The organism is Methylobacterium sp. Leaf125, assembly GCF_001423085.1.
Taxonomy (GTDB): domain Bacteria; phylum Pseudomonadota; class Alphaproteobacteria; order Rhizobiales; family Beijerinckiaceae; genus Methylobacterium.
The window spans coordinates 78,626-104,585 of the sequence record NZ_LMNU01000045.1 but is presented as its reverse complement, the minus strand read 5'-3'; the positions used below and the strand labels follow the sequence as shown (position 1 = coordinate 104,585).

26 protein-coding genes are annotated in these 25,960 nt (G+C 71.7%); 17 read left to right on the top strand and 9 right to left on the bottom strand.

Annotated features, from left to right (window positions below; genetic code table 11):
* The first annotated feature begins 50 nt into the window (after nucleotides 1-50).
* The 3 genes from ASF58_RS20645 (at nucleotide 51) to ASF58_RS20635 (ending at nucleotide 3,519) form a co-directional block, all read left to right on the top strand.
* A complete protein-coding gene (locus ASF58_RS20645; RefSeq protein ID WP_055956997.1) occupies nucleotides 51-947 on the top strand; it encodes an AraC family transcriptional regulator in 897 nt (298 codons plus the stop codon).
* A gap of 112 nt (nucleotides 948-1,059) precedes the next feature.
* A complete protein-coding gene (locus ASF58_RS27305) occupies nucleotides 1,060-2,115 on the top strand; it encodes an AraC family transcriptional regulator (RefSeq protein ID WP_055956995.1) in 1,056 nt (351 codons plus the stop codon).
* 174 nt (nucleotides 2,116-2,289) lie between these two features.
* The gene (locus ASF58_RS20635) at nucleotides 2,290-3,519 is read left to right on the top strand and encodes an adenylate/guanylate cyclase domain-containing protein (protein ID WP_055956993.1); all 1,230 of its coding nucleotides are present in this window, start codon (nucleotides 2,290-2,292) and stop codon (nucleotides 3,517-3,519) included.
* Between the two features lie 117 nt (nucleotides 3,520-3,636).
* Here ASF58_RS20635 and ASF58_RS20630 read toward each other — a convergent pair whose 3' ends face one another.
* Nucleotides 3,637-3,837, bottom strand: coding sequence for a hypothetical protein (locus ASF58_RS20630; protein ID WP_055957159.1), 201 nt, complete (start codon nucleotides 3,835-3,837; stop codon nucleotides 3,637-3,639).
* Between the two features lie 210 nt (nucleotides 3,838-4,047).
* Between ASF58_RS20630 and ASF58_RS20625 the strand changes: the two genes are divergently transcribed.
* The 9 genes from ASF58_RS20625 to ASF58_RS20585 all read left to right on the top strand — a co-directional run bounded on the left by ASF58_RS20625 (nucleotide 4,048) and on the right by ASF58_RS20585 (nucleotide 13,328).
* Complete coding sequence (locus tag ASF58_RS20625) at nucleotides 4,048-4,527, top strand: DUF2721 domain-containing protein (RefSeq protein ID WP_055957157.1); 480 nt, start codon at nucleotides 4,048-4,050, stop codon at nucleotides 4,525-4,527.
* Nucleotides 4,528-4,644: 117 nt separating this feature from the next.
* Nucleotides 4,645-5,952, top strand: coding sequence for an FAD-binding oxidoreductase (locus ASF58_RS20620; protein ID WP_055956990.1), 1,308 nt, complete (start codon nucleotides 4,645-4,647; stop codon nucleotides 5,950-5,952).
* 66 nt (nucleotides 5,953-6,018) lie between these two features.
* Complete coding sequence (locus ASF58_RS20615; protein WP_055956988.1) at nucleotides 6,019-7,560, top strand: hypothetical protein; 1,542 nt, start codon at nucleotides 6,019-6,021, stop codon at nucleotides 7,558-7,560.
* Between the two features lie 159 nt (nucleotides 7,561-7,719).
* Entirely contained in the window at nucleotides 7,720-9,045 is a 1,326-nt protein-coding gene (locus tag ASF58_RS20610) for an MFS transporter (protein WP_055956986.1), read from the top strand.
* A 5-nt stretch (nucleotides 9,046-9,050) separates the two neighbouring features.
* Complete coding sequence (locus tag ASF58_RS20605) at nucleotides 9,051-10,166, top strand: metallophosphoesterase (RefSeq protein WP_055956983.1); 1,116 nt, start codon at nucleotides 9,051-9,053, stop codon at nucleotides 10,164-10,166.
* A gap of 50 nt (nucleotides 10,167-10,216) precedes the next feature.
* A complete protein-coding gene (locus ASF58_RS20600; protein WP_055956981.1) occupies nucleotides 10,217-11,485 on the top strand; it encodes an arsenic transporter in 1,269 nt (422 codons plus the stop codon).
* Between the two features lie 85 nt (nucleotides 11,486-11,570).
* Nucleotides 11,571-12,500: a DMT family transporter gene (locus ASF58_RS20595; RefSeq protein WP_055956979.1), complete on the top strand. Its 930-nt coding sequence runs from the start codon at nucleotides 11,571-11,573 to the stop codon at nucleotides 12,498-12,500.
* 304 nt (nucleotides 12,501-12,804) lie between these two features.
* A complete protein-coding gene (locus tag ASF58_RS20590; protein WP_055956977.1) occupies nucleotides 12,805-13,029 on the top strand; it encodes a hypothetical protein in 225 nt (74 codons plus the stop codon).
* Between the two features lie 23 nt (nucleotides 13,030-13,052).
* A complete protein-coding gene (locus ASF58_RS20585) occupies nucleotides 13,053-13,328 on the top strand; it encodes a BrnA antitoxin family protein (RefSeq protein ID WP_055956975.1) in 276 nt (91 codons plus the stop codon).
* Nucleotides 13,329-13,515: 187 nt separating this feature from the next.
* Here ASF58_RS20585 and ASF58_RS20580 read toward each other — a convergent pair whose 3' ends face one another.
* Nucleotides 13,516-13,998, bottom strand: a complete 483-nt coding sequence (locus ASF58_RS20580) for a YaiI/YqxD family protein (RefSeq protein ID WP_055956974.1) — start codon at nucleotides 13,996-13,998, stop codon at nucleotides 13,516-13,518.
* Complete coding sequence (locus ASF58_RS20575; protein WP_055956972.1) at nucleotides 13,995-15,062, bottom strand: adenylate/guanylate cyclase domain-containing protein; 1,068 nt, start codon at nucleotides 15,060-15,062, stop codon at nucleotides 13,995-13,997. Before ASF58_RS20575 ends, ASF58_RS20580 begins: the two co-directional genes overlap by 4 nt.
* Before the next feature lie 273 nt (nucleotides 15,063-15,335).
* Between ASF58_RS20575 and ASF58_RS20570 the strand changes: the two genes are divergently transcribed.
* From ASF58_RS20570 to ASF58_RS20560, 3 genes are all read left to right on the top strand, one after another.
* On the top strand, nucleotides 15,336-16,175 hold the full coding sequence (locus ASF58_RS20570) for an aldo/keto reductase (protein ID WP_055956970.1): 840 nt from the start codon (nucleotides 15,336-15,338) through the stop codon (nucleotides 16,173-16,175).
* Nucleotides 16,176-16,258: 83 nt separating this feature from the next.
* Nucleotides 16,259-17,521 (top strand): porin, encoded by a 1,263-nt coding sequence (locus ASF58_RS20565; protein WP_055956968.1) that lies wholly within the window; start codon nucleotides 16,259-16,261, stop codon nucleotides 17,519-17,521.
* Between the two features lie 115 nt (nucleotides 17,522-17,636).
* Nucleotides 17,637-19,154, top strand: a complete 1,518-nt coding sequence (locus tag ASF58_RS20560) for an FAD-dependent oxidoreductase (protein WP_055956967.1) — start codon at nucleotides 17,637-17,639, stop codon at nucleotides 19,152-19,154.
* A 115-nt stretch (nucleotides 19,155-19,269) separates the two neighbouring features.
* Here the strand turns inward: ASF58_RS20560 and ASF58_RS20555 are convergent, their stop codons facing one another.
* From ASF58_RS20555 to ASF58_RS20545, 3 genes are all read right to left on the bottom strand, one after another.
* The gene (locus ASF58_RS20555; protein ID WP_055956965.1) at nucleotides 19,270-21,468 is read right to left on the bottom strand and encodes a PBP1A family penicillin-binding protein; all 2,199 of its coding nucleotides are present in this window, start codon (nucleotides 21,466-21,468) and stop codon (nucleotides 19,270-19,272) included.
* Nucleotides 21,469-21,713: 245 nt separating this feature from the next.
* Nucleotides 21,714-22,163 carry a GNAT family N-acetyltransferase gene (locus ASF58_RS20550; RefSeq protein ID WP_055956964.1) on the bottom strand — a complete coding sequence of 150 codons (450 nt, stop codon included), beginning with the start codon at nucleotides 22,161-22,163 and terminating at the stop codon, nucleotides 21,714-21,716.
* A gap of 60 nt (nucleotides 22,164-22,223) precedes the next feature.
* Complete coding sequence (locus tag ASF58_RS20545; protein WP_055956962.1) at nucleotides 22,224-22,547, bottom strand: hypothetical protein; 324 nt, start codon at nucleotides 22,545-22,547, stop codon at nucleotides 22,224-22,226.
* A gap of 180 nt (nucleotides 22,548-22,727) precedes the next feature.
* Here ASF58_RS20545 and ASF58_RS20540 point away from each other — a divergent pair, with 180 nt between their 5' ends.
* Nucleotides 22,728-22,937: a hypothetical protein gene (locus ASF58_RS20540; RefSeq protein ID WP_055956960.1), complete on the top strand. Its 210-nt coding sequence runs from the start codon at nucleotides 22,728-22,730 to the stop codon at nucleotides 22,935-22,937.
* Nucleotides 22,938-22,960: 23 nt separating this feature from the next.
* Here the strand turns inward: ASF58_RS20540 and ASF58_RS20535 are convergent, their stop codons facing one another.
* Nucleotides 22,961-23,254 (bottom strand): hypothetical protein, encoded by a 294-nt coding sequence (locus tag ASF58_RS20535; RefSeq protein ID WP_055956958.1) that lies wholly within the window; start codon nucleotides 23,252-23,254, stop codon nucleotides 22,961-22,963.
* 144 nt (nucleotides 23,255-23,398) lie between these two features.
* On the opposite strand from ASF58_RS20535, the gene ASF58_RS20530 reads away from it, so the two are divergent.
* On the top strand, nucleotides 23,399-24,256 hold the full coding sequence (locus tag ASF58_RS20530; RefSeq protein ID WP_055956956.1) for a gamma-glutamyl-gamma-aminobutyrate hydrolase family protein: 858 nt from the start codon (nucleotides 23,399-23,401) through the stop codon (nucleotides 24,254-24,256).
* Between the two features lie 4 nt (nucleotides 24,257-24,260).
* On the opposite strand, the gene ASF58_RS20525 is transcribed toward ASF58_RS20530, so the two are convergent.
* Together ASF58_RS20525 and ASF58_RS20520 are read right to left on the bottom strand one after the other, a co-directional pair.
* Nucleotides 24,261-25,334, bottom strand: a complete 1,074-nt coding sequence (locus ASF58_RS20525) for an acyltransferase family protein (protein WP_055956954.1) — start codon at nucleotides 25,332-25,334, stop codon at nucleotides 24,261-24,263.
* A 239-nt stretch (nucleotides 25,335-25,573) separates the two neighbouring features.
* On the bottom strand, nucleotides 25,574-25,948 hold the full coding sequence (locus tag ASF58_RS20520; RefSeq protein WP_055956951.1) for a hypothetical protein: 375 nt from the start codon (nucleotides 25,946-25,948) through the stop codon (nucleotides 25,574-25,576).
* Nucleotides 25,949-25,960 lie beyond the last annotated feature (12 nt).

Below are 25,960 nucleotides of genomic sequence, written 5' to 3'. Positions count from 1 at the left end.
GATACACCTGTATAATGGCGCGCCCGGCGCATGGATTGCACGTTGCGGGCATGGATCTGCATCGGCACAGCGCGCACAAGTTTCCCCATGCCGGCCTGCTCGCGACCTCCCGGGGCCGGCAGTGGCAGGGCGTCGCGGCGGAGTTGCGCTCGCACCCGGCCGGCGACCTGCCGGCGATCGTGCCGACCCAGATGGAGATCACCCTGGCGACCCGCCGCATCCCGGGTGCGCATGTCAGTCGCAAGGGCGCCGGTCTCCGCCAGCGGACGGCGGTCGAGGCGGGGACGATCTGGCTCTGCCCCGTCGGCGTCGGGGAGGACGACATCAATATCTCGGCCCCGTTGAGCGAGATCCTGCACATCTACCTGCCGGCCGAGCGTTTCGCGGCCCTGGCGAACCTCTACGGCGATGCCCGCATCCGCGCCGACACCGTGCGTTACCTCGCCGATGTGCCGGACCCGCTCATCCGCCAGATCGGGCTGTCGATCCTGAGCGAACTCATTCAGGAATCCTCGGCCGGCCGGATGATGGTGGAGGCGGCGGCCCTCGCCCTCACGGCCCGGGTGGCACAGGCCTACGGGCATGACCGTCCGGACGGTGCCGATGCGGCCGGTGGCGATCACGACTGTCCCGAGCGCATCCAGCGGGCGATCGCCTTCATCCGCGACAACCTCGATCGCGACCTCAGCGTGACCGAACTCGCCGCCGCCGCCTGCCTCAGCCCGTTCCACTTCGCGCGCCTGTTCAAGCGCGTCACCGGCAAGACGCCCTACGGCTTCGTCAGCGCCGAGCGCCTGGCCCGCGCCCGCCGGCTCCTGGCCGAGCGCAAGCTGCCGCTGGTGGACGTCGCTCTCTCGTCCGGCTTCTCGAGCCAGGCCGCCTTCAGCACCGCGTTCAAGCGGGTCACGGGCTGCACGCCGGGGGAATACCGCCAGCTCTCGCCCTGAGGCGACCCGGCAAACAGCAGGATCGCGGAACGGCCGAGCAAGTCTGCGAAAGACCCTTGCCGCACCCCGCCGGCATGGTGTCCTCACCCGAAGGTCTGGTGTGGAGACGAGGATGCATCGGCCAGCCGACACCCCTGCGGTCCGGATCGCGATCCCGCCGCTGCTACGCAGCCGGCGGCCCGCCCCGGAGCCGGGCCTGCGCCCGCGCACGGTCGAACCCAAGCGTGAGTCCCGCTCCGACCCGGTCCGAACGACCCGTTCGCCGGTTCCGCAAACGGACGGCATCGTGGTCTCGGACCTCCGCGCGCGTGGACGCCCGGCGGCACCGCATCCGCAGCGCTACGGCGCCGGCTTGCTGATCCGGGTGCAGCTGGCGGATGAGGGAGGCTGGCCGGCGGGCGGTTGCTTCCGCCCCGCCCCCGAGCGCGTCTGCACCAGTTCCGTGACGCTCCTCGATCACCGCAACAGGCCCCCGGCCGCCGAGCGGGGCGGCGCGGTCCAGATCTGGCTGTCGCGCCGGATCCTCGCCGAGGTGGCCGAGAGCATGGGCCTCGGGGACATCGATCCGCTCGCGGCCCTGAAGCCGGTCGACGGCAAGGTCCTGGTCGACCCCACGATCCATGACCTCGCCGCCAGCGCCGCCGCCACCCTCGATCGGCCGGACCGCGGCGCGGCCGTCTTTCGCCTGCAGATCGGCCGGGCCATCGGGGCGCATCTGATCGGCCTCCATGCCGATCCGGGCCTCCATGCTCATCCGGGCCTCCTTGCTCATCCGGGCCTCGCCGCCGAGCCTGCCCGGGGCGGGCTCGCCCCCTGGCAGCTGCGCCGCGCCCAGGACCGCCTGCGCGCCGAGCTGGGCGACACGCCGAGCCTGCAGACCATCGCGGCGGAGTGCGGCCTCTCCGTCAGCCACTTCGCCCGGGCATTCCGCCAATCCCTCGGCGTGTCGCCCCATGCCTGGCTCGTCCGGCAGCGCATCGCCCGAGCCAAGATCCTCATGCGCGGGTCCGGCCCGTCGCTGGCCGAGATCGCGCTCGCCTGCGGGTTCGCCGACCAGAGCCACTTCACCCGCGTCTTCGTCCGCGAGGAGGGCATGAGCCCCGGCCGCTGGCGTCGGATGGTCGAGCCGCAGGAGCCGGGCGCGGATCGCCGAGATGTCTCGGCATGACCGTGTTTCGACGCGACCCTGCATCGGCGTCACGGCGTCTCGTCGTGACGGCGACTTGTCCTGGAAAGCGCCCTGGCGCGAGCGGGGCCGCGGCCCCATGATCGCGGAACCACCGGCCGGTCCCGGCACGCCGTGCCCGGCCCGGACGGCGACAGCAGGCAGCGAGGCGCGGACATGAACAGTCCCCTGCACCAGGACGAGACGCGCCGGTTCGCGCGGGCGCAGCTGCGCGGAGAGATGCTCGATTGGCTCCTCGCCGGAACCCGGGGGGAGCGCTTCCTCGACGATATCTTCGTGGCGTTCTGCCGGCGCCTGCGCGAGGCCGGGATCCCGGTGGCGCGGGGCACGATCCACCTGCGGACGCATCATCCCCTCTGGCTCGGAACCCGCATCCTCTGGCGCACCGGCGCGGCAGCCGCCGAGATGCAGAATTTCGAGTACGGCATCGTCGACACCGACCAGTTCAAGCTCAGCCCGGCCGCCGAGATCTTCAACGGCGCGGAGCGGGTCCGGAAGCGCCTGGAAGAGCCGGCGCAGCCGGCGACCGACTACGGGATCTACCGCGACCTGCGCGCGGAGGGCCTGACCGACTACGTCGCCTGGCCCCTGCACTACACCCTCGGCAAGAGCCACATCATCTCGTTCTCGGCCGATCGGTCCGGCGGGTTCGAGCCCGACGACCTCGATTTGCTGGCCTCGCTCCTGCCGGCTCTGTCGGTGGTGACGGAGGTCCGGCACAAGAACCGCCTGACCCGCCTGCTCCTCGACACCTATGTCGGACCGCATGCCAGCGAGATGATCCTCAACGGGGCCACCCGGCGCGGCAGCGGCGTCACCGTGGAGGCCGCCATCATGGTCATCGACCTGCGCGGCTTCACCGAGATCTCCGAGCTCTGGCCGCGCGACGATGTGATCTCCCTGCTGAACGACTACTTCGACGCGATCTCCCTGCCGATCGAGCGGCACGGGGGCGAAATCCTGAAGTTCATGGGCGACGGCCTGCTGGCGATCTTTCACCTCGATACGCCGGCCGCCTGCACCGCCGCGCAATCCGCCGCCCTGGAGGCGCGGGCCGCCATGCGGGCGCTGAACATCGCGCGGGCCGAGCGCGGACAGCCGCGCCTCGGCTACGGCATCGGCGTCAATGTCGGCGCGGTGATGTACGGCAATATCGGCTCGCGCTCGCGCCTCGACTTCACGATCATCGGGCCCGCCGTGAACGTGGCGGCCCGGCTGGAGAGCCTGACCAAGGTCCTCGACGTCAGCGTGCTGTTCTCGGGCGCCTTCGCGGCCCGCTCCAGCGACGGACACCAGCTCGTGCCCCTCGGGACCTTTCCCCTGCGCGGCGTCGGCGATCCCCTGGAGGTGCTGGCCTTTCCGGACGACGCCGAGGCCGATGCGTGACGCTGCGGTCCGTTCGCGGAAGCCGAGCGGTCTCCGGGAAGACACGGGCGCGGGAACGAGAAAGGCCAGCCTCGCGGCTGGCCTTCGGAAGCGTCGAAGCGGGATCGAGGCCGCTGCTTATTCTGCGGCGGTCATCTCGGGCGAGAAGTGGCCGCACCAGTCGGCCGAGCCGACCACCGGCCACAGGCCGTGATCCGACGGGCCCGGCTGGTTCACGGGCGGGTTGAAGCGGCACAGGCCCTCGTCAGCGGCCGCGGCGGCGCCGTTGACCTTGTGCTCGTCGAAGAACTTGCAGCTCTCGCACTTCGCGTTCGCCATGTCGGTGATCTCCATCCTGGGCGGCTCAGCGCCGTTCCTACTTACGAATTAGAACAGATCCAATGTAGGCGTCAATCGTTTTGTCGCGGGACGGTTCCCTGCGGGCGCCGGAGGATCGGGGATCGGAGCCTGAGGACACCGTGGCCGCGGGCGCCTCGGGCAGCACCGCCGCGTATTTCGGCCGGACGCGCTTTGGCCTATCAGGCCCTCATGTCCACCATGCCCGTCGCGCCCGACGACATCGCCCACGTCATCCAGGTCGCCCTCGCGCCCGCGTTCCTGCTGACGGCACTCGCGACACTCCTCAACGTCTTCTCGACGCGCCTCGGCCGCGTGGCCGACAAGGTCGATACCGCGGCAGCCGGCCTGCGAACCGCCGACGCCCACGAAGCCGTGCGCCTCTCCCGGCAATTGTCGTACCTGCGGCGGCGCTCCTTCGTGCTGGACGCGGCCGTGGTCCTGGCCTCCGCCGGCGCGGTGATGACCGGGATCGCGGTGCTGACCCTGTTCGTCGGGGCCTTGCGCGATGCCGCGACCGCCTCGATCCTGTTCGTCTGCTTCGGCGTGGCGCTGGTCTGCACGGTGGTCGCGGTCTGTGCCTTCCTCGTCGAGATCCTGATGGCCGGGCGCGGCATCCGGGACGAGGTCGACCGCCAGCAGGAGCATGCGGAGGAGCGCGGCGCCTCCTGAGCCGCGCGCGGACCGGCCTCGCTGCGGACGAGGGGCAGGCGTGCGCGCCAGCGGTCTCGATCATTGGGCCGCACCCTGATACGCGCCAGTCCGCCGGCAGGGATGGGACGAGGTCCGATGAGCGTCGAGACAGTGAAGGCGGAGGTGGTCGTCGTCGGGGGCGGCATGGTCGGGCTCGCCTCCGCGATCGCCCTGCGGGACCGGGGCCTCGACGTCCTGCTCTGCGACCCCGGGGAGGCGCGGGCCCGGACCTCCTACGGCAATGCCGGCGTGATCAGCCGGGGCTCGATCTTCCCGATGTCGAGCCCGGCCCTCTGGGCCAAGCTGCCGTCCTACCTGCGCAACGCTGACCGGGGCCTGCGCCTGCGCCACACCCACGTCGCCCGTGTGCTGCCCTGGACGGCGCATTTCCTGGCCTCCGCCCGGACCTCCGCCTGGGAGCGCGCCGCCGGTTCCCTCCTGCCGCTGACCAGCGCGGCGCTGCCCGCGCATCTCGCCCTGGCCGAGCGGGCGGGCGCCGGCCATCTGCTGCGCCGCTGCGGCTGGATCAAGCTCTACCGCACCCACGCCGCCTTCGCCGGCGCGGCCCTGGAGCGCGCGATCCTGGGCCGGCACGGCGTGTCCTTCGAAATCCTCGACCCGGACGACATCCGCGCCGCAGAGCCGGCCCTGATCCGGTCCTACGCCCAGGGCATGCTCCTGCCGGAAACCGGCGCGGTGAGCGATCCGGGCGGGCTGCTGGAGGCCTATCAACAGCTCTATCTCGGGCTCGGCGGGCGAACGCTCCGGATGGTTACGACGGGCCTCAAGCCCGAGGCGGAGGGCTGGTGCGTCCGCCACGACGGCGGCACGGTGCGGGCGCGCCAGGTCGTCCTGGCGGCCGGCGCCGCCTCCGGCGAGATCGCCCGCGGCCTCGGCTACCGCTTCGCCTTCGCGGCGGAGCGCGGCTATCACGCCCACTACGCCCTGCACCCCGAGAGCCCGCCCCTGACCCGCCCGGTCCTCGACACCGGCGCCGGCTCGATCATCGCGCCGATGGGGGAGGGGCGCGTGCGCGTGCTCTCCGGGGTCGAGCTCAATGCCCGCGAGGCGCCCCCCGACTACGTTCAGATCGAGGCCGCCGCACAGGAGGCGGGCGGAACGCTGCGCCTGGGCGCGAGCCTCGACAACCGTCCCTGGATGGGGGCGCGCCCCTCGACCCCGGACGGCCTGCCGGTAATCGGCCCGGCGCCCCGGCATCGCGGCCTGATCTTCGCGTTCGGCCACGGCCATATCGGCCTGTCGACGGGTCCGATCACGGGGCGCCTGGTGGCCGATCTCGCCACCGGGGCCCCGCCCGCCGTTCCGGTGGCGCCCTTCGCGCCGCAGCGTCTCCTGGGATGGCCGCGGTGGAACCCGGTGCAGGGGCGCCAGCGCGCGGATTGACGCCTCCCGCCGGAGGCGCCATGCCGGGGGGTAGCAACACTCCCTCGTCCGAGGACATCCGTCTCCATGCGCCTGAGCGTTCGCCTCGACGGGGGCCTGTGCCGCCGTTGGCACCTCCGGCTGATCGAACGTCTCCTGCACCGCCCCGGGCTGTCGGTGTCCCTCGACCTGTCGCCCGGACCCGGCGCCCTTCCGCCCAACGCCGCGCTGTTGTTCGAACTCGAGGCGATGCTGCGCCGGCTGCCGCGCACCGGGCCGGCCCTGCGGGTGGAGCGCGCGGATCTCCTGGCCCGTGCCTCAGCGGCTGTCGGGGCGCCCGACCTCATCCTCGACCTCTGCGGTGACGCGGTGGCCCCGCCCGGCGTCCCGGTCTGGCGGCTGGCCTTCGACGGGGCCAGCGGCGAGGCCGCCCTGCTCGCCTCGCTGCTGGCCGGGCGCCCGCCCGTGGTCAGCCTGACCGAGGGCGGCCGCGTCGTCGCCTCCGGGCGCGTCGGAACCGAGGCGCGGGGCATCATGCTCACCGCCTTCGAGGATGCCCTGGTTCGGACTACGAGCCTGATCCTGGCCGCCCTGGGCGGAGCGGGGCCGCGGCTCGCGTCCGACGGAACCCCCGTCCCGGGGCCGGCGCCGACGGGCTTCGCGGCGGCCGCCCTTGCGGCGCGTGCCGTCCGCACCTGCACCCGGATGGCGGGCCGCCTGCTCTACGCCCTCTGCACCTGGGCGCCCCATTGGCGGGTCGGCTGGCGCCGGCTCGAGGGTCCCGACCTCATCGACCTCCAGGCCCATCCGGAGACCGGCTGGAACACCCTGCGCGATGACGGGCGCCGCTTCTACGCCGATCCGTTCCCGATCACCGATGCCGCCGGCACGGTGCTGTTCGTGGAGGATTACAGCCACGTCCTGCAGAAGGGCGTGATCTCGGCCGTGCGCTTCGGTGCCGACGGCCCTCTCGGGGCGCCGGTGCCGGTGCTGGAGGCCGCCCACCACCTCTCCTATCCCTTCGTGTTCGCGGAGGGCGGCGCCTACTGGATGGTGCCCGAGAGCGGCGCCACCGGAACCCTCGACCTCTATCGCGCCACCGCCTTTCCCGGCGGCTGGGTGAAGGAGGCGACCCTGATCTCCGGCCTGAATGCCAGCGACCCGACCCTCCTCCGGCACGACGGCCGCTGGTGGCTGTTCGCGACGGTGCGGGACGACGGCGAGCAGGACGGCCCCTTCGCGGCCTGGGGGTCGTATTCCGACAGCCTGCACCTCTGGTCCGCGCCGGATTTTCGCGGGCCGTGGACCCCGCATCCCGCAAATCCGGTACTGATCGACATCGCCGCCGCCCGGTCCGGCGGCCGCATCGTCGCCCGGGACGGCGCCCTGTTCCGTCCGGTGCAGGATTGCCGCGACGGCTATGGCGGGGCGCTGGGCCTCGCTCGGATCCGACGCCTCGACGAGGCGGGCTATGCGCAGAGCGTGGAGATGATCCTGCGCTCGGGCCCACGCTTCCCGGGCACCGGTCTGCACACCCTCAACCGGACGACGCATTTTGAATTCATCGACGGTGCCGGACGCGTTCGCCGACGCTTCCGCAGCGGGACGGCCGTCGCTTCCGAAACCTGACGTTTCGCAGTCACTTACGTCATCACGGACATTTTAATCCCGGTCCAGGAACAATCACGTCCGCCCACGCTTGTGCCACCGCTGGTGGGGCGGGGTGTCCGGTCCCCCGCGCGCCCGATCTCACATCGTCCTGCTTCGAACGTCCGGAAGGGCCCCCTCATGGCCGAGCCGCTCTCCCCTCACACGGCTGCGATGCGAAATCCGTCGGCCCGCGCCCTGCGCGGTCTCGATGCCCTCAATTTCTTCCTCGCCGACGTCCGCGACGGCCTGGGTCCCTACCTGGCGATCTACCTGATCGCCGTGCGCGGCCCGGACCAGGGCTGGAACGAAGCGACCACCGGTCTGATCATGACCATCGCGGGCATCGCCGGCCTGGTCGCCCAGACGCCGGCCGGGGCGCTGATCGACCGGACCAACCACAAGCGCGCCATCGTCATCGCCGCCGCCGTGGCGGTGACCGTGAGCTGCCTCGTCCTGCCCTTCATCGCGAACTTCTACGTCGTGGCTGCGACCCAGTCGGTGGCCGGTATCGCCGGGGCGATCTTCCCGCCGGCCCTCGCCGCCATCACCCTCGGCGTCGTTGGCCCGAAGATGTTCGCCAAGCGCATCGGCCGCAACGAGGGCTACAACCATGCCGGCAATGCCGTCTCGGCCGCCATCGCAGGCGGCACGGCCTACTTCTTCGGACCGATCGTGGTGTTCTGGCTGATGGCCCTGCTGGCGGTTTGCAGCATCGGCGCCATGCTGATGGTGCCGGCCGATTCCATCGACGACGACCTGGCCCGCGGCCTCGACCAGACCGAGACGCAGGCCCGCACCGAGGGGCAGGAGGAGCCCTCCGGCCTCACCGCGCTCCTGAAGAACAAGTACCTGCTGGTGTTCGCGGTGCTGGCCGCGCTGTTCCACCTCTCGAACGCCGCGATGCTCACCTCGGTGGGCCAGCTGCTGACGAAGCTGTCCGGCAAGGACAACGCCACCTCGCTGATCGCGATCTGCATCGTGGCGGCACAGCTGGTGATGGTGCCGGTGGCGGTGTTCGTCGGCGCCAAGGCCGATGCGATCGGGCGCAAGCCGATCTTCCTCGCGGCCTTCGGCGTCCTGGCGATCCGCGGCGTGCTCTACACCCTGTCCGACAACCCGTTCTACCTCGTGGGCGTCCAGCTCCTCGACGGCGTCGGTGCGGGAATCTACGGTGCCCTCTTCCCGGTGATCGTGGCCGACCTGACCCGGGGTACCGGTCGCTTCAACGTCTCGCAGGGGGCGGTCGCCACGGCCCAGAGCCTGGGCGCGGCGCTCAGTGCGACACTCGCCGGCGTCATCATCGTCTCGGCGGGCTACTCCACCGCCTTCCTGTCCCTCGCAGCCATCGCGGGCCTGGGCTTCGCCCTCTACCTCTTCGCGATGCCGGAGACGCGGGGCTACGAGCCCGGCCGGTCCGGCGCCGATGGCGGCGGCCTGACGCCCGTCCCCGCGACGGCGGCCTGACCCGCATGAGCGCCACCGACGACATCCTCGCCTTCGCGCATATCGGCGACCTGCACCTGACCGACGCGGACGCCGACAACGCCCGCGACGTCCATGCGATCGTGGACCAGATCAACGCCGTGGACGGGCTCGATTTCGTCTACGTGCCCGGCGACAACGCCGATAACGGAACGCCCGAGCAGTACGCCCTGGTGCGGGCCGAACTCGACCGCCTGCGCCGGCCGGTCCACGTCATCACCGGCGACCACGACATGGAGGGCGGGAGCCTCGACGCGTTCTATCAGGGGCTCGGCGCGCCGCGCCTGCCCTATGCGGTGACGGTGTCGGGCAGCCGCTGCCTGTTCCTCGACATGTGCGGGCCGGGCTCCGGTGGGCCGGATTTCCGCCTCGGCGCCGAGCAGGTCGCCTGGCTCCGCCAGGAGGTCGATGCGGCCGGGGCGGCGGGACAGGACTGTGCCCTGTTCATGCACAGCTACCCCGCCGACCTGACGGGGGAGGGCGAGGCCGCAACGGTCGCCGCGCTCGTGCACGGCTCGCGCATCCGCCTCGTCGAGATGGGGCACACCCACTACAACGAGCTCGCCAATGACGGCCGGACCATCTACGCGGCGACCCGCTCGACGGGGCAGATCGAGGAGGGGCCGGTCGGCTACGCCATCGCGGCGATCGACCGGGGCGTGGTGAGCTGGCGCTTCAAGGAGCTGGCGCAGCGCTGGCCCTTCGTGGTGATCACCGCGCCGGCCGACCGCCGCCTCGCCCATGCCGAGGATCACATCGTCTCGGGCACCACCGAGATCCGTGCCCTGGTGCTCGGCGCCGGGCGGACCGCGGTCTGCGAGTTCAGCATCGATGGAGGTCCCTGGCGCCCGATGCGGCGCGCCGAGGGCGACCGCCGCTTCCGGGCCACCGTCGATTGGCCGGCGGGCGCCGGGCGCCTCACGGTCCGGGCACAGGATGCCGAGGGCGGCGTCGGCGAGGACCGGATCGAGCCGGCCGGCGATGCGAGCGCCCTGGTCACCTCCAAGGGCCTCGGCAGCGACGCCGATTCCGTCGGCGCCTGGCCGGACCGGGGCATCCTCGGCACCCAGCTCGGCCCGAACCGCAACGGGCGCCACTGGTGAGGCGCAACCGCCCCGCCTGACCCTACTCTCTTTCAAGGACGCCGAGCCCGATGGGTGCGCTGACGCTGACCCCGAACCTTGTCACATGGGCGATCGCCGCCGTGGCCACCCTGGGGGTGATCACCCGTCCGTTCTCATGGCCGGAGGCGATCTGGGCCGTGCTGGGCGCCGCGGCCCTCGTGGTGTTCGGCCTGATGCCGGCCGGGACCGCCTGGGAGGGCGTGCTCAAGGGGACGGACGTCTATCTCTTCCTCATCGGCATGATGCTGATGTCCGAGGTGGCGCGGAAGGAAGGGTTGTTCGACTGGCTCGCCAGCATCGCCGTGCGGGCGGCCAAGGGCTCGGCCACCCGCCTGTTCACCCTGATCTACGGGGTAGGCACGGTGGTGACGGTCTTCCTCTCCAACGATGCCTGCGCGGTGGTGTTGACCCCGGCCGTCTACGCCGCAACCAAGGCCGCCAAGGTCGAGAACCCGCTGCCCTACCTCCTGATCTGCGCCTTCATCGCCAATGCGGCGAGCTTCGTGCTGCCGATCTCGAACCCGGCCAATCTCGTGGTCTTCGCCGAGCACATGCCGCCGCTGACCCAGTGGCTGGCGATGTTCGCGCTGCCCTCGGTGCTCGCCATCGTCGCCACCTACGCGACCCTGCGCCTGACGCAGAATTCCGTCCTGCGCGATCAGCAGGTCGCCACCGACGTCCCGGCGTCACGCCTGTCGCGGACCGGTCTCGTCGCCGGCCTCGGCATCGTCGCCACAGGCGGCGTGCTCATCGGTGCCTCGGCCCTGGGGCTCGACCTCGGCCTGCCCACCTTCGTGGCCGGCGGCCTGACCACGGCGGCCGTCCTGCTGATGAAGCGCGGCGGCCTCGTCGAGGTCGCCAAGGACGTCTCCTGGAGCGTGCTGCCCCTCGTGGCCGGCCTGTTCGTGCTGGTCGAGGCCCTGGAGAAGACCGGTGTTCTGCGGATGATCGCCGATGCGCTGAAGCAGTCGGCCGCCGCGTCGCCCGTCGAGACCGCCTGGGGCGCCGGCACCCTGATCGCGGTGCTCTGCAACCTCGTCAACAACCTGCCGGCCGGTCTCATCGCGGGCGCCGCGGTGCAGACCGCTCACGTGCCCGACAAGGTCGCGGGCGCCGTCCTGATCGGCGTCGATATCGGCCCGAACCTGTCGGTGACGGGGTCGCTCGCCACCATCCTCTGGCTGACCGCGATCCGCCGCGAGGGCCAGGACGTCGGCTTCTGGCGCTTCCTCAAGCTCGGGCTGCTCGTCATGCCGCCCGCGCTGCTGCTGGCGCTCGCCGGCCTCCTCCTCGTCTGATCCGTCGCGTCATCAGCCCGAAGTCCCTAGTCCGAACTCCCGCGTCCGAACTCCCTAGCCCGAAGTTTCCAGCCCCAGGTCCCCCGTGAACGCCGCACTGCTCTATCCCTTCATCCTCGTCGCGGGCGTCCTGCAGGCGCTGGGCAATTCGATGAACGCGCAGCTGCGCGGCCGGCTCGTGAACCCCTGGCTGGCCGCCTCGGTCTCGTTCCTGCCCATCGTGTTCGTGTTCGCGACCCTGTTCCTCGTCATGCCGACGCCGCTCCCGACCCTCGAGACGCTCGGCAAGATGCCCTTGTACGCGCCGCTCGGCGGGGTGGCGGGTGCGGTGGCGGTGTTCGGCGGGCTCGCCTTCATCGACAAGGTCGGAGCGGGGCCCTTCAACGGGCTGACGCTGACCGCCAACATCCTGGCCTCGCTGGCGATGGATTCCTTCGGCCTGTTCGGGCTCCAGGGCGGCGGCTTCAAGCTGATGCCCTGGCTCGGGGGCCTGCTGATGGCCGTCGGCGTATTCTTCATCGCCCGGACCACCGCCGACACGGGCGGGGACAAGGATGGCGGGCACGGCCTCAACCCGAAGCTGCTCTATCCCTTCATCGTGGTGGCGGGCATCCTGCAGGCCGTCGGCGTCGTCTGGAATTCCCAGCTGCGCGGCGCCCTGGTGAACCCCTGGCTCGCCGCCACCGTCTCCTTCCTGCCCGTGGTGTTCGTGTTCGTGCTGGTCTTCCTCGTGCGCCCGACGCCCCTGCCGACCCGCCAGGACGTGTCCGGGGTACGCTGGTGGATGCCGCTCGCCGGCATCACCGGGGCGGTGGCGGTGTTCGGCGGCCTGCTCTTCGTCGACAAGGTGGGGGCGGGCGCCTTCAACGGGCTTCTCATCACCGCCAACCTTCTGACCTCGGTGGCCCTCGACCATTTCGGCTGGGTCGGCATGAAGCAGGTCAAGGCCGGGCCCGCCCGGCTCGGCGGCGCCGCCCTGATGGTCGCCGGCATCGTGCTGATCTCGGTGTTTTGAGCCGCACCTACGTATTCGAAAACGCGAAGCTTGAGGACAAGCGGTTGCAGCCGCCGGGAAACGTTGGCCTTTTCGGCGCCCGGCGTGCTAAACCTCCGACGATCCCGCCCGGAGCCGATCCGCGTCAAGGGTGTGTGGACAGCCTCTCGTGCCGCCCGATTGCCGTCTCCCGGCCTAGTCCGGCGCGCGTCACGACCTGATCGGTCACCGAACTCCGGCGCCCGGACCGCCCACGCGGCCGCGCCGACGGGCATCTGCGACGCCGCGCCGAGCGCGTGCGGGAGGGTTCAAGGACAGGAATGCAATGAGCGACGAGACCGACGCCCGGACCCGATCCGAAGAGCGCGCCGAGCGGGCCGAGCGGATGGCCAAGGAAGGCGCCCAGGCCATGGCCGAGCATCTCGCCTCGGTGAAGGCCGTGGACGAGCGGACGGTGAAGCTGCGGGCCCTGCGCCTCGCCAAGGAGGCTGCCGACGCCGAGGCGAAGGCCGCTGCCCCGCCGCCCGCGCCCAAGCGCAAGCGGTCCTGAGTCGGTCCGGCGGAGGAGAAGCCATGGCATTCGATCGCTCCCGTCGACCGAGCGACCCGCGACAGGCCGCCGAGGCGGCCTTCAAGGCCGCCACCACCAAGCCCGTCGAGACCGCCAAGCCCGTCGGAACGGCCAAGCCGGTCTCCGCCACGTCGGCCGCCCCGGCCTCGGCCGTGCCCGGTGCCCGCGAGATGGTCAGCCTGCGCCTCGATCGCGCCGTGCTCGAGCATTTCCAGAAGGACGGTCCCGGCTGGCAGGACCGCATCAACGCGGCACTCAAGGCTGCCGCCGGGCTCTAGAGTTTGTCGGGGATCAGCGGGAGCCGGTTACCCCGAAAAGCCAAACGTAAACACAGGAACAAGGGTCTGCCTGGCTCGAGACGAGCCCGACAGACCCTCGGCCGAGCCGCTTCGCGCAGCGCGGCCGCGCGTCCCGGTCGCCGGGCATCGTCTCTGCCGCACCGGTCGCCGGTTCGGCCCATGAGCCCTAGCCGAATCCGCCCCGCTTCAGCCGCATCACGGTTCGGTCGAGAGCGCCGAGGAACGCGGAGCGGTCCCGGGCCGAGAACGGCTTCGGCCCGCCGGTGACCGCTCCGGCCTCGCGCAGGTCCTGCATCAGGTTGCGCGTGGCCAGCGCCAGGCCGATGCCGCTCTCGCTGAACGGCTTGCCGGTGGGCGCGAGCACCTCGGCGCCCGCCTTCACGCAGCGGCTGGCCAGGGGCACGTCGGCCGTGACCACGATGGCGCCGGGCCGGGCCCGCTCGGCGATCCAGTCGTCGGCGGCGTCGAACCCGTCGCTCACCACCACCCGCTCGATCCACGTCTCCCGGGGCAGCGCCAGGAAGCTGTTGGCCACCACGTAGACGTGCAGGCCATAGCGGCCGGCGACCCGGTAGGTCTCGTCCTTCACCGGGCAGGCATCCGCGTCGATGTAGACGACGATGGACCGGGGCGGTGCGATCTCGGTCATTGCGCGGCGACCGCATGCGGCGGCACGCCCGTTTCCCCCGTCTCCGCCCCGACCCGCTCCAGGGTCGAGACGCTCAGGGGCTGGCCGCGCCCGCGGAGGGCGTGCGCGCCGAGGGCCCGGGCGCGAATGCCCGCGGGCAGGCGCGCGATCCGGGCGAGCAGGTCGTCGGAGACGAGGATCTCGGTGCCGAGGGGCCGGCACAGGGATTCGATGCGGGCGGTGACGTTCACCGCATCGCCGAAATACGCGATCTTGTGCCGGTCGACGCCGACTTCCGCCGTGACGATCGAGCCGCCGTGCAGGGCGGCGCGCAGACGCGGCACGGTGCCGAACCGTGCCATCCAGGCCTCGGATTCCGCATCCAGTCGATCCATCACGTCGAACACGCAGGCGACGCAGCGCGCATCCTTGAGGCCGCGGGCCATCGGCCAGGTGATCATCGCCATGTCGCCGATGTAATCGTCGATGGATCCGGCGTTGCGCCGGACCGGTTCGGCGAGCGCCGCGAAGACCGCGCCGAGATAGGCCTGGGCCTTCAGGTCGCCGTGGGTCTCGGCGAAGGCGGTGGAGCCGACGACGTCGAGGAACAGGAAGATCCGCTCCTCGCGCACCGGCTGGTGGTAGCGCCCGACGAGGAAGTTCACGAAGACCTCGCCGCCGATGAGATCGCGCATGCGGATGACGAAGACGAGCATCGCCGAGACCGCGAGGCAGTACGCCAGCACCCGCGGGGTGATCCGCACGGCGTGGCTGAGGTCGTCGTCGGTGAGACCGAGGGCCCAGACCAGCAATCCGCCCAGCGCGATGCCGGCCGCGATCATCAGCACGTAGGCGAGCTCGGCCGCGGGCACGTAGAACTTCGCCGGCATCCGGCGCATCCGCGCCTGCAGGCCCCCCAGGATCATGCCCCGGTCGAAGGCGAGCGTCGTGCCGCCCACGGCCAAGCCGTAGGTCAGGCCCGCGAGGGGCGTCGCGCCCCCGGCGAACAGCACGTTGTAGAGGAGGCCCGCGCCGCCGCAGGCGATGAGGATGAGGAGCCAGAACCAGCGGTGCTGCGGCAGCATCAGCGGCGTCCCCCGTGCGGTGTCCCGGCGGGGGCCGGCGGCGGCGATCCGGCAGGGGTGGGGGAGGATGCAGCGCTGCGCAACGGATTGGCCCCTTCGGGGATGGGTCCGCAGGCGGCGCAGCCCCTTGGCGCGCCGAGCTTCGAACCCCGTCCTGATCACCGTCCCATGATGGCGCGAGTAAGGCCAAGGTGACGCAGGCCGGCGGATCGGGGACCGGTGTGGCCGCCATGCGTTGGCAGGGACGGTCATCATCATGGGAGCACGCGGCAGATGCGGAGCAGGACTTTCGGTGCGGCGGGGCCGGCGGTGCCCATCATCGGACAGGGTACCTGGCACCTCGACCAGGCGGATCACGCCACCGCCGTCGCCACATTGCGGGCGGGCCTCGACGCCGGCCTGACGCATATCGACACCGCCGAGATGTACGGCGAGGCCGAGCCCCTCGTGGGCGAGGCCATCGCGGGCCGGCGCGCGGAGGTGTTCCTGGTCTCGAAGGTCGTGCCGGGCAATGCCAGCCGGGCGGGGGTGGTCGCCGCCTGCGAGCGCTCGCTGAAGCGCCTCGGCACCGACCATCTCGACGCCTACCTGCTGCACTGGCCGGGCCGCATCCCGCTGGAGGACACCATCGCGGGCTTCGCCGCCCTCAAGCAGGCGGGCAAGATCCTGTCCTGGGGCGTGAGCAACTTCGACGTCGCCGATCTCGACGCGGCCCTGTCGATCGCGGGACCGGGCCAGATCGCCTGCAACCAGGTGCTCTACCACCTGCAGGAGCGCGCCATTGAGCACGCGGTGCTGCCCTGGTGCCGTCGCAACGGGGTCGCCCTGGTCGGCTACTCGCCCTTCGGCAGCGGCGACTTTCCCGAGGCCGGAAGCAGCGGAGGCCGGGTGCTCGCCCGTCTGGCGGAGGCGCACGGCACCACGGCGCGGGCCATCGCCGTCGCGTTCCTGACACGGGAGGAGGGCACTTTCACGATCCCGAAGACGGCGCGGCCCGAGCGGGCCCGGGAGAATGCGGCGGCGGGCGCGATCACCCTGACGCCGGAGGATTGCGCCGCCCTCGACGCGGCCTTCCCGCGTGGTCCGCGCCCGCGCAGCCTGCCGATGCTGTAGCGGCCCGGGCGAAGTTGTGGCCAATGGCCGGGGATGATCCGGCGCCGACGGTCGGCGCCGGGTACAGGTGAGGAGTGCGAGCGATGGCGCGATGGCTGGGTCCGGCATTCCTCGGGCTGTTCTGCCTCGCCGGGACCCCGGCGCTGTCCGAGGACGCCGAGCGCGACACGCGCAATCCCGACCAGCCCAACGGCGAGACCCTGACGATCGACGAGAAGGGCATCACCCTGCGCTTCCCCGATGTCGCCAAGCTGCGCATCGGCGGCAAGCTGCAGCTCGATTACGGGGCCGCGGCCATCCGGCAGGCGGGTTTTCCCGAGCCCTTCCCGGAGAATTTCGCGGTGCGCCGGGCCTGGATCGAGAGCTATCTCACCCTCGGCAAGAGCCTGGAACTCGCCTTCCAGTATGATTTCGCCGACCCGATGCGGCCGATCAACGATGCCGCCGCGGCCTATACGGGCCTGGAGAACACCCTCCTGACGGTGGGCAACATGAAGGAGCCCTTCAGCCTCGACCAGCTGACCAGCGACAACAACACCTTGTTCACCGAGCGCTCGCTCGCCGACGCCTTCGCGCCCGCCCGCAATTTCGGCTTCGCGCTCGGCCGCCACGGGGAGGACTGGACGGTGGTCGCCAGCGTCTTCGGCGGCAACGCCAATACGGGGATCGGCAGCGAGGGGGTCGCCGCCACGGGGCGCGCCACCTACGCGCCGATCCACGGGGACGATCGGGTGCTGCATCTCGGCCTCGCCGGGAGCTTTCGCGATCTGCCCCGCGACGGGCAAGGGCTGTCGCTGTCGAGCCGGTCCGAGGCGTTCCTGTACCAGCGCGACTTCGTCGACACCGGCGACATCCGCGACGCATCGGGCGTCCGCCGCATCGGCCTCGAGGCGGCCTATCGGGACGGCCCCTTCCTGGTCCAGGCCGAGTACATCCGCACGGAGGTGGAGCGCTACGGAGGCGCCCGCACGGTCGGTTTCCAGGGCGGCTACATCCAGGCCAGCGTCGTCCTCAACGGCAAGGGCCGCGCCTATAAGCTCGCTCCCGATTACGGCGCCACCTACGCGGTCTTCTCCGGCGTGCAGGTGGCGGAGGCCGACCGTGTCTCGCGGGGCGGGATCGGCGTGTTCGAACTCGGCACCCGCTTCAGCGCCATCGACCTCGACGATGCCGGTATCCGCGGCGGCATCGAGCGCGACGTCACGGTCGGGCTGAACTGGTACCCGGACCGCAACATCCGCGTGGTCGCGGACTATGTCCGCTCGCACACCAGCCCCTCGGCGGTGCAGGGCGGCCGCACCATCGACGCGGACAGCTTCATCGGGCGGTTTCAGCTCTACTGGTAGGCGGCCCGGGGCGGCCTAAGCCCGTTGGGCAGGCTTGCGGCCGGCCCCCGGGGCGGTGCTACGATGAGATCGCAGTCCGGGCCGCGCCCGGCGGTCCGGGTCGGCGCGACGATCGATGGAACGCACGGAAGTCCTGATCGTCGGCGCCGGTCCCACGGGCCTGGTCCTCGCCCTCTGGCTGACACGGCTCGGCATCCGCGTCCGGATCGTCGACCGGGCGGAGGCGCCCGGCACCACCTCCCGGGCGCTCGGAATTCAGGCGCGCACCCTCGAACTCTACCGCCTCCTCGACCTCGCCGATGCGGTGGTCGGCGCCGGGCACCGGGTGCCCGCCGTCAATCTCTGGACCGCCGGCACCCGGCGCGCCCGCCTGGCCTTCTCCGCCGACCCACGGGACCCGACGCCCTATCCCTTCCTGCTGATCTACCCGCAGGACGCGCACGAGCGTCTCCTGATCGAGCACCTCGCCGCGGCCGGAATCCGGGTCGAGCGAGGCACCGAACTCGTCGGGTTCACGCAGGACAGGGCGCGCATTGTCGCCACCCTGCGCACGACCGAGGGGGCGCAGGTGCAGGTGGCGGCCGCCTACCTGGCCGGGTGCGACGGCGCCCGCTCGACGGTGCGCGAGACCGTGGGCATCGGGTTCCCGGGCGGCACCTACGAGCGCTTCTTCTACGTCGCCGATATCGCGGCGGACGGCCCGGCCGTCGACGGCGAGATCCATCTCAACCTCGATAGGGCCGCCGACGTCCTGGCCGTGTTCCCCCTCGCGGAGCGCGGGCGGGTACGCCTCGTCGGGACGGTGCTCGATGATCATGCCGGCCGCCGCGAGAGCCTGACCTTCGACGATATCGCCGCCACGGCGCTGGAGCGGCTGCGGATCGCGCCGCGGACCGTGAATTGGTTCTCGACCTACCGGGTGCATCACCGGGTCGCCGCTCGCTTCCGGGACGGGCGCGCCTTCCTGCTCGGCGACGCCGGGCATATCCACAGCCCGGCCGGCGGGCAGGGCATGAACACCGGCATCGGCGACGCGATGAACCTCGGGTGGAAACTCGCCGCCTGCCTGCGGGGGCGGGCGGACGATGCCCTGCTCGACACCTACGAGACCGAGCGGATCGGCTTCGCCCGCCGCCTCGTCGCGACGACGGACCGGGTGTTCACCCTGGCGACGTCGGAGAACCCCCTGGCGCAGCTCTGGCGGACCAGGCTCGCACCCCTGTTGGCGCCGCTCGTCGCCAGATCCCCGGCCCTCCGGCGCTCCCTGTTCCGAACGCTCTCGCAGATCGCTCTGGCCTATCGGCACAGCGCGCTCAGCGCGGGCCGGGCGGGCCGGATCCATGGCGGGGATCGGCTGCCCTGGGTAGCGGGCGCGGACGTGGTGGGGTCGGAATGGCGGGTGCACGTCCATGGGGCGGCGGCACCGGACCTAGCGCGCTGGTGCGCGCAGCAGGGCCTGGGCCTGCACGTCTTCGCCTGGAGCCCCGAAGCCGAGCACGTGGGCTTCGCCCGGGACGCCCTCTACCTCGTGAGGCCCGACGGCTACGTTGCCCTCGCCGATGCGGAAGCCTCCGTCCCGACGCTGGCCGCCTTCCAGGCGCAGCACGGGCTGAACTGGGGAGCGGACGGCTGACACGGGTCCGGCTGGACGGCGGCCGGACCCGCATCAGCAGGTCCGCGCTCAGCCTGTACGAAGCCCGCACCCGTCACCCCGCGAGGATCGTCCGGACCCGGGCCAGGGGCTGGCGCTACTCGCCGACCCCGAACAGCTTCTCGAGGAAGTTGCGGTCGTCCTGGCTTGGGCCGCGGCTTGCATCCGCGTGGCGGGCGGCCGGGCGCGGCGGGGCGGCCGCCTGCGGCTCGCCCAGGAGGGCGCCGATCAGGCCACCCGGGGTGCTGTTGGTGACCGCCGGTTCGGCGGGACCGCGGTTGCGCCAGCGGTTGGCGCCGGGGAGCATCACCGGGCTCTGGCCCTTCAGCGCCACCGTCATGTAGGCCTTCCAGATCTCGCCCGGCAGGTTGCCGCCCGAGACCTTCTTCGTCGGCTCGCCGTCGTCGTTACCGAGCCAGACGCCGGTCACCAGGGTGGCCGAGTAGCCGATGAACCAGGCGTCGCGGAACTCCTGGCTGGTGCCGGTCTTGCCGGCGAGGTCCCAGCCCGGAACCTCCGCCTTCTTGGCGGTGCCGGTGACGAAGGTCTCGTGCATCATCGCGTTCATCATCGAGACCGCGTTGGCGTCGATGACGCGGCCGAGCCCGCCGTCCTTGCGCTTGTAGAGCACCTTGCCGTCCGCGCTCTTCACGCTGGCGATGATGTAGGGGATCACCCCCGTGCCGCCGTTGGCGAAGGCGGCGTAGGCGCCCACCATCTCCAGGGGGGTCACCTCGGAGGTGCCCAGTGCGATCGAGCCGTTGGCCTGCAGCGGAGAGGAGATGCCGAGGCGCTGGGCCGTCTGCACCACGGTCTTGGGCCCGACTTCCTGGCCGAGGCGGACCGCCACGGTGTTGAGGGAGAGCGCGAGGGCGTCCCGCAGGGTCACCGGTCCCCGGTAATCGCGGGAATAGTTCTCCGGGCTCCAGCCCTTGATGCTGATCGGTGCGTCGTCCCGCACCGTGTCGGGGGTTAGGCCGTGCTCGACCGCCGCGAGGTAGACGAAGGGCTTGAACGACGAACCGGGCTGGCGCTTGGCCGTGGTGGCACGGTTGAACTGGCTCTGCGCATAGTCGCGCCCGCCCACCAGGGCGCGGATCGCTCCGTCCGGCTTCATCGAGACGAGGGCGCCCTGGGCGACGTTGTAGCGGCCGCCCTTCTGGTTCAGCTCGTCCACCAGCGCCTTCTCGCCGGCGCCCTGGAGGCCGGTATCGACGGTGGTGGCGATGACGATGTCGCTCTCGAACTTCGGCACGAAGTCGTCGAGGACGTCCATCACGAGGTCGGCGACGTAGTTTGCCGAGCCGCCGCCGCGCACGCCGGCGGGCCGGGCCGGGCTCGCCAGGGCCAGCTTGGCCTCGGCGGGCTTGGCGAAGCCCAGCTCCTCCATGGCGGCGACGACCTGGGCGGCGCGGGCCTGGGCCGCGGGCAGGTTGCGGTTCGGCGCCAGGCGCGAGGGCGCCTGGACGAGGCCGCCGAGCATCGCGGCCTCCGCCAGGGTCACGGATTTCGCCGGCTTGCCGAAGTAGCGCTGGGCTGCGGCCTCCACCCCGTAGGCGCCGGCGCCGAAATAGACGCGGTTCAGGTAGAGCTCGAGGATCTCGTCCTTGCTGTACTTGTGCTCCAGCCAGAGGGCGAGGATCGCCTCCTGGATCTTGCGCGAGGCCGAGCGCTCCGGCGTCAGGAACAGGTTCTTGGCGAGCTGCTGCGTCAGGGTCGATCCGCCCTGGGAGACGCCGCGGCGGGTGACGTTCTGGGCGACCGCGCGGGCGATGCCGACGGGATCGACGCCGAAATGGCTGTAGAAGCGCCGGTCCTCGATCGCCACGAAGGCGCGCGGCAGGTAGGGCGGCAATTCCTTGATGCTGACGACCCGGCCGCCGGTCTCGCCGCGATTGGCCAGGAGCGAGCCGTCGCTCGCCAGGATCGCGATGTTGGGCGGACGCTTGGGCACCGCCAGCTGGTCGATCGGCGGCAGCTGCGAGGCGTGATAGGCCACGAGCCCCGCGATGCCGATCACGCCCCAGAGGCCGAGGACGAGGACGCCGTAGACGAGCCGGCCGAGGATCGAGCGGCGGGCCCGGCGCGGCGCCTTGCGCAGCGCCCGCGATGGGGCGGGGGCACGGCTCTTCGCGCCGCGGCCGCCCTGTGAACCTGACCCGCCTCGTGCCACGCCGCCTCCCGCGCGATCGGCGCGCGAGAGCCGCAGGTCGAGATCGGCCGGGTCTCCGACGCGGCCCTCGGGCACGTCGAAGTTCGGCTCCCCTCGGCCTGTGCCGCCACGTCCCTTCGCCATGCGTCCCGTCTGCCCCAAGGTTCGTTCGCGATTCGAGCGACCCTGCTTGCGCACGGTAATTGCGGCGGGTTTAAGGGGTGTTAACCGGCTCGTTTTTCAAAGCTTTGAAAAATCAGGGGAAATTCGACGAGCCTCGCGGTTCGTGCACCGGATGTTCAGGGGGTGGCCGCGGTGGCGAGACCCGTGGAGGCAACCCCGCCGGCCGCCGCCTGATCCCGCGATCCGGCGGCACCGCCCGGCTCCGCTCACGCCTTCTTGCGGAGGGGCCGGACCGACACGGCGCCTTGATCGCTGAATCCGGTGGCGGCGCCGAAGGCCTGCAGGTCCGTCCGATGGAGTCCGGTCAGCAGCTCGATCTCGCCGCACCCGGCCGAGCGCGCCGCCTGCGAGGCCGCCTTCAGGAGGAGTCGACCGAGGCCGCGCCGTCGCGCGTCGGGGTCGACCAGCAGCGTGGTGATCTGCGCCGTCGGCAGATTGGCTGCGAGGGACGCATACCAGTGCAGGACGACGAGGCCGCTCGGCGGCCCCCACTCGACCGCGACGAGGGCCGCGCTCGCGCCGTGCCGCACGGCCTCGATCCGTTCGGCCAGGGTCTCGGCGGCGACGGGGTGGCCGGAGCCGCGCAGGAGTTCGGCGAGGCCCGCCGCGTCGCCGACAGTCGCCGCCCGGATCTCCAGCCCGTAACGGCTCGCCACGCATCACTCCGGTCGGCTCCCCCGGCCGGAGCCGGTGGAGCGAGGATCCTGCAGGTCCGCTTAGTCCCGGCGCATCAGGCCGAACAGGGCGAAGCCTGCCAGGGCGGCGAGACCGAGAGCGAGACCACGATTGTCCTGGAAGCGGCTCGCTGCCGCCTGTCCGGCGGCCCGCAGGTCGTTGCCCAGGGGCGAACCGCTGAGGATGCGCTCGGCCCGGGCATGATTCTCCGGCCGGGTCGCGATCGACACCGCGAAGGCGTCGTCGTCCAGGCGGTCGATCTCGATGCTGTTCCGGGCGAAGCCGGCGCGCGACAGGCGATCCCGCGCCACGCGGGCGGCTCTGAGAGACGGAACGGTCACGGTCGCCAACACGCTGTCAGACATCAAGTATTCTCCCTGTTCGGCAGACCAAACCCCGCCCGCGGGAATACGGTTCCGTGATCGTGGGTTCCGGGCATGGCGGGCAGCCCGGCCTTAAGCTTCCGGCAACCACCGTGGACCTAAGCCCGGGCCTCGCTCGGCGGGCTCAAGCCCGCGCGAGCCGTGACGAGGAGCCTGCCGGACTTGCGCGATCCGTTCGTTCCTGCCGCCCTTGCCGATCGCCTGCGGGAAAAGCGCCGCCGGCCGCGGTCCCGGGAAGCCCTGGCCTACGAGCCGGCCAAGCCGGTCTTCGCCGAACTCCTCGACGCGCGCGGGCACGGCACCGGCCAGTTCGTGCGGCTGTCGCAAGGCATGGTGGAGGCGATCACGCGGGGCGCGCGCGCGGAATCCTGAGCGAAATCCCGATCGACCTGGGGTCAGCGGTCGCAGCCGATGCAGATGTCGCGCACCACGCGCTCGCGTCCATGCCCCGTGCGCTGGTTCGGCAATGATCCGTTGAAGGCGTGCTCCGCCGCGCGGGTCGGCGGCGGAACCGGCTTCGGCGGCTCGGGCGCGGCCGGTCTCGGCGCGGGGGCGGTCAGGGCCATGTACTGGGCCGCGGCGGGCACCGAAGCGAGGCCGGGCACCAGCCCGGCGAGGGCGAGAACCAGGGACGCACAGCGCGGGCGAGCACGAACGCGCGGGGCGGTCTCGGGACGTCGCATGGCCATCGAAGCCTCCGATCGTGTGCGCTCGGTGCGAATCGACGCGGAGCGCCATGCGGCGATCCGGCGTCCGGCCTGACGGGAACGAGGGCGGGAAGGGATCGTTCCCCGTCCCTTTGGCCGGCCCCCGGGCCGGGTGGGACCGGATCCATGCTGCACCTCCTCGTGGCCGATGGGAACGACCGGTCCGGACGGGCCGATCACGTTTCGGGCACCGGCGTGACCTCGGCCGAGGCCTATGCGGAGGTCCTGCGCCAGATCTCACCGGGCGTCGGCTGCACCCTGATCAACCCGGCCGACGCCGACGCGGCCCTGTCCCCCGGGACCACGCTCGCCGGCTTCGATGCCCTCTTCCTCACCGGATCGACGCTCCACGTCTGCAACGAGTCCGAGGCCGTGCGGCGCCAGATCGCCCTCGTGCGCGACGCCCTCGCCGCCGGGCTCCCGATCTTCGGTTCGTGCTGGGGCGTCCAGGTCGCCGCGGTCGTGGCGGGCGGCCATGCGGCCCGCAATCCCAAGGGGCCGGAATACGGGTTCTCGCGCGATCTCGTACGCACCGAGGCCGGACGGGCGCACCCACTCCTGGCCGGGCGGGGCGAGCGCTTCGATGCTCCCGCCCTGCATCTCGACGCCGTCATCACGCCGCCGGCCCACGCCACCGTGCTGGCGGGCAACGGGGTCCTGTCGGTCCAGGCGATCGAGATCCGGCACGGGGCCGGCGTGTTCTGGGGCACGCAGTACCACCCCGAACTCGACCTCGACGCCCTGGCCGCGATGCTGCGCCTCAGCGCGGACGCTGTGGTGGCGGCCGGCGCGCTGCCCGACCGCGCGGCGGTGGAGGCCTATGCGGCCGACCTCTGCCGCATCCATGCGAATCCCGAAGGACAACGGGACCTGATCGCCCGTCACCGGCTCGGCCCGGAGCTGCTGGAGCCGGCGCGTCGGCGGGCGGAGATCGGGAACTTCCTCGATCGCCTCGTGCGCCCGCGGGTCGAAGCCGCGGCTTGAGCGTTCAGACCGCGCGCAGGGCGGGAGCGTCCGGCCGCGGGCGGGCGCCGACGATGTGAAAGGCGCGCGGTCGCACGAACAGGAACGCCAGGCGCGTGTGACGGATCATCCGCTCGAAGGCCAGCGGAACCAGGATCGCCACCACCGTGACGACGAGGCTGGCCCAGCCGATATCGGTGATCGCCCCCGACTTCACGATCAGCGTGCGGGTGAGGGCCATCGGCAGGAAGAACGCGAGGTAGATCACGATCGAGCGCTGGCCGCAGGCCCTGAGCGCCGCCGTCACCGGCCCGCCGGCCCGGGACATCAGGGCCCCGGCGGCGACGATCGCCAGGGCGCCGGCACCGCTGAGGATGAGGGCGAGCCCCGGGAGGTTCGCCAGCGCCGGCACGGCCCGGAAGCCCGTGGGCACGAAGACCAGGGCGGCGTTGACCACGGCCCAGAGCGCCAGTCCGAGCATCGCGGCGCGGGCGTGGCGCTGCACGAGATCGGCGAAGGTGAAGATGCGCGCGGCAAAGAGGTAGCCCACCAGGAACCAGACGTAGCGGTCGCAGAACTCGTCGATCAGCTCGAACCCGGTGTGGAGCGGCAGGACCTGCAGCAGCGCCGCACCGCCGAGGAGCCAGGCCGCCGGCACCGACCGCAGGGCCTTGGTCAGCACCGAGAACACCGCCAGCAGGTAGATGAACCACAGGGTCGAGTAGGGTTCGACGACCGCCAGGGCGAGATGGGCGACGAACGCGCCCGGCCCGGCTCCGTCGGTGATCGCGCCGTACTTGAAGGCCGACTGGATCAGCACCCAGAGGACGTAGAAATAGACGAAGTGCACGAGGCGCCGGTCGAGGAACAGGCGCCAGTCGCGGTCGATGACCCGGCCGAGGAACAGGCCCGACAGCAGGAAGAAGTCCGGGATCCGGAACGGGCGCGCGAAAGCCACGACGGTGTGGAGAAAGCCCTCGCCCTCCATCGCGATCCCGGTGCCGAGGGTCGAGTGCATCATGACCACGAGGATGATGCAGAGGCCCTTGGCGACATCCACCCAGGCGAGCCGGGCGGAATCCTCCGCGGATCCCGCCATCCGCGGCCCCGTTCCCTGCGCCGCACCTTGCCCCACCGCGACCGCCGCCATGATCCGTCCCCGCCCACAGGACCGCGATCCTTGGGCGCCAGGTCTTAAGGATGGCGATACGCTGGGAGCCGCCGGCCGATCATGCCGAACGGAAGGTAAAGGCCGGGCCGCGCCTTCTCGCACTCCGGGCAATGCCGCGTTTCCCTGCGCTGGGCCCCTGCCGCAGGGCCGGCTGCGCCCCGCAGGCCTCAGTGCGGGTCGCGCTTGGCGCCCCGGCGGTCGCGGGTCATGCGGGTCGCGGCGTGAAAATCGTCCGGCTTTGTGCGGACCCAGGCCAGGAACTCCGCCAACTCGGGCGCCGCCCGCAAGGCCTCCACGTCGGCGAGGCGGCGGGCGATCTCGGCTTCGCTGAAGCGGGCGTGGATCGCCGAATGGCAGATCTGGTGCAGGCGCACCGTGCCCGCGCGCGCCCCGCCCTTCAGCTTCGGGGTCAGGTGGTGCAGGCTGGATTTGGCATGGGGCGGGATCGGCCGCTCGCAGAGCGGGCAGATCACCGGAGGCTTGGCCTGCGGACCATGCGTCGCCGGGTCGTCGTCGCGCCAGAGCCGGGCTCGTCGTCCCAAGGGTGTCTCCCG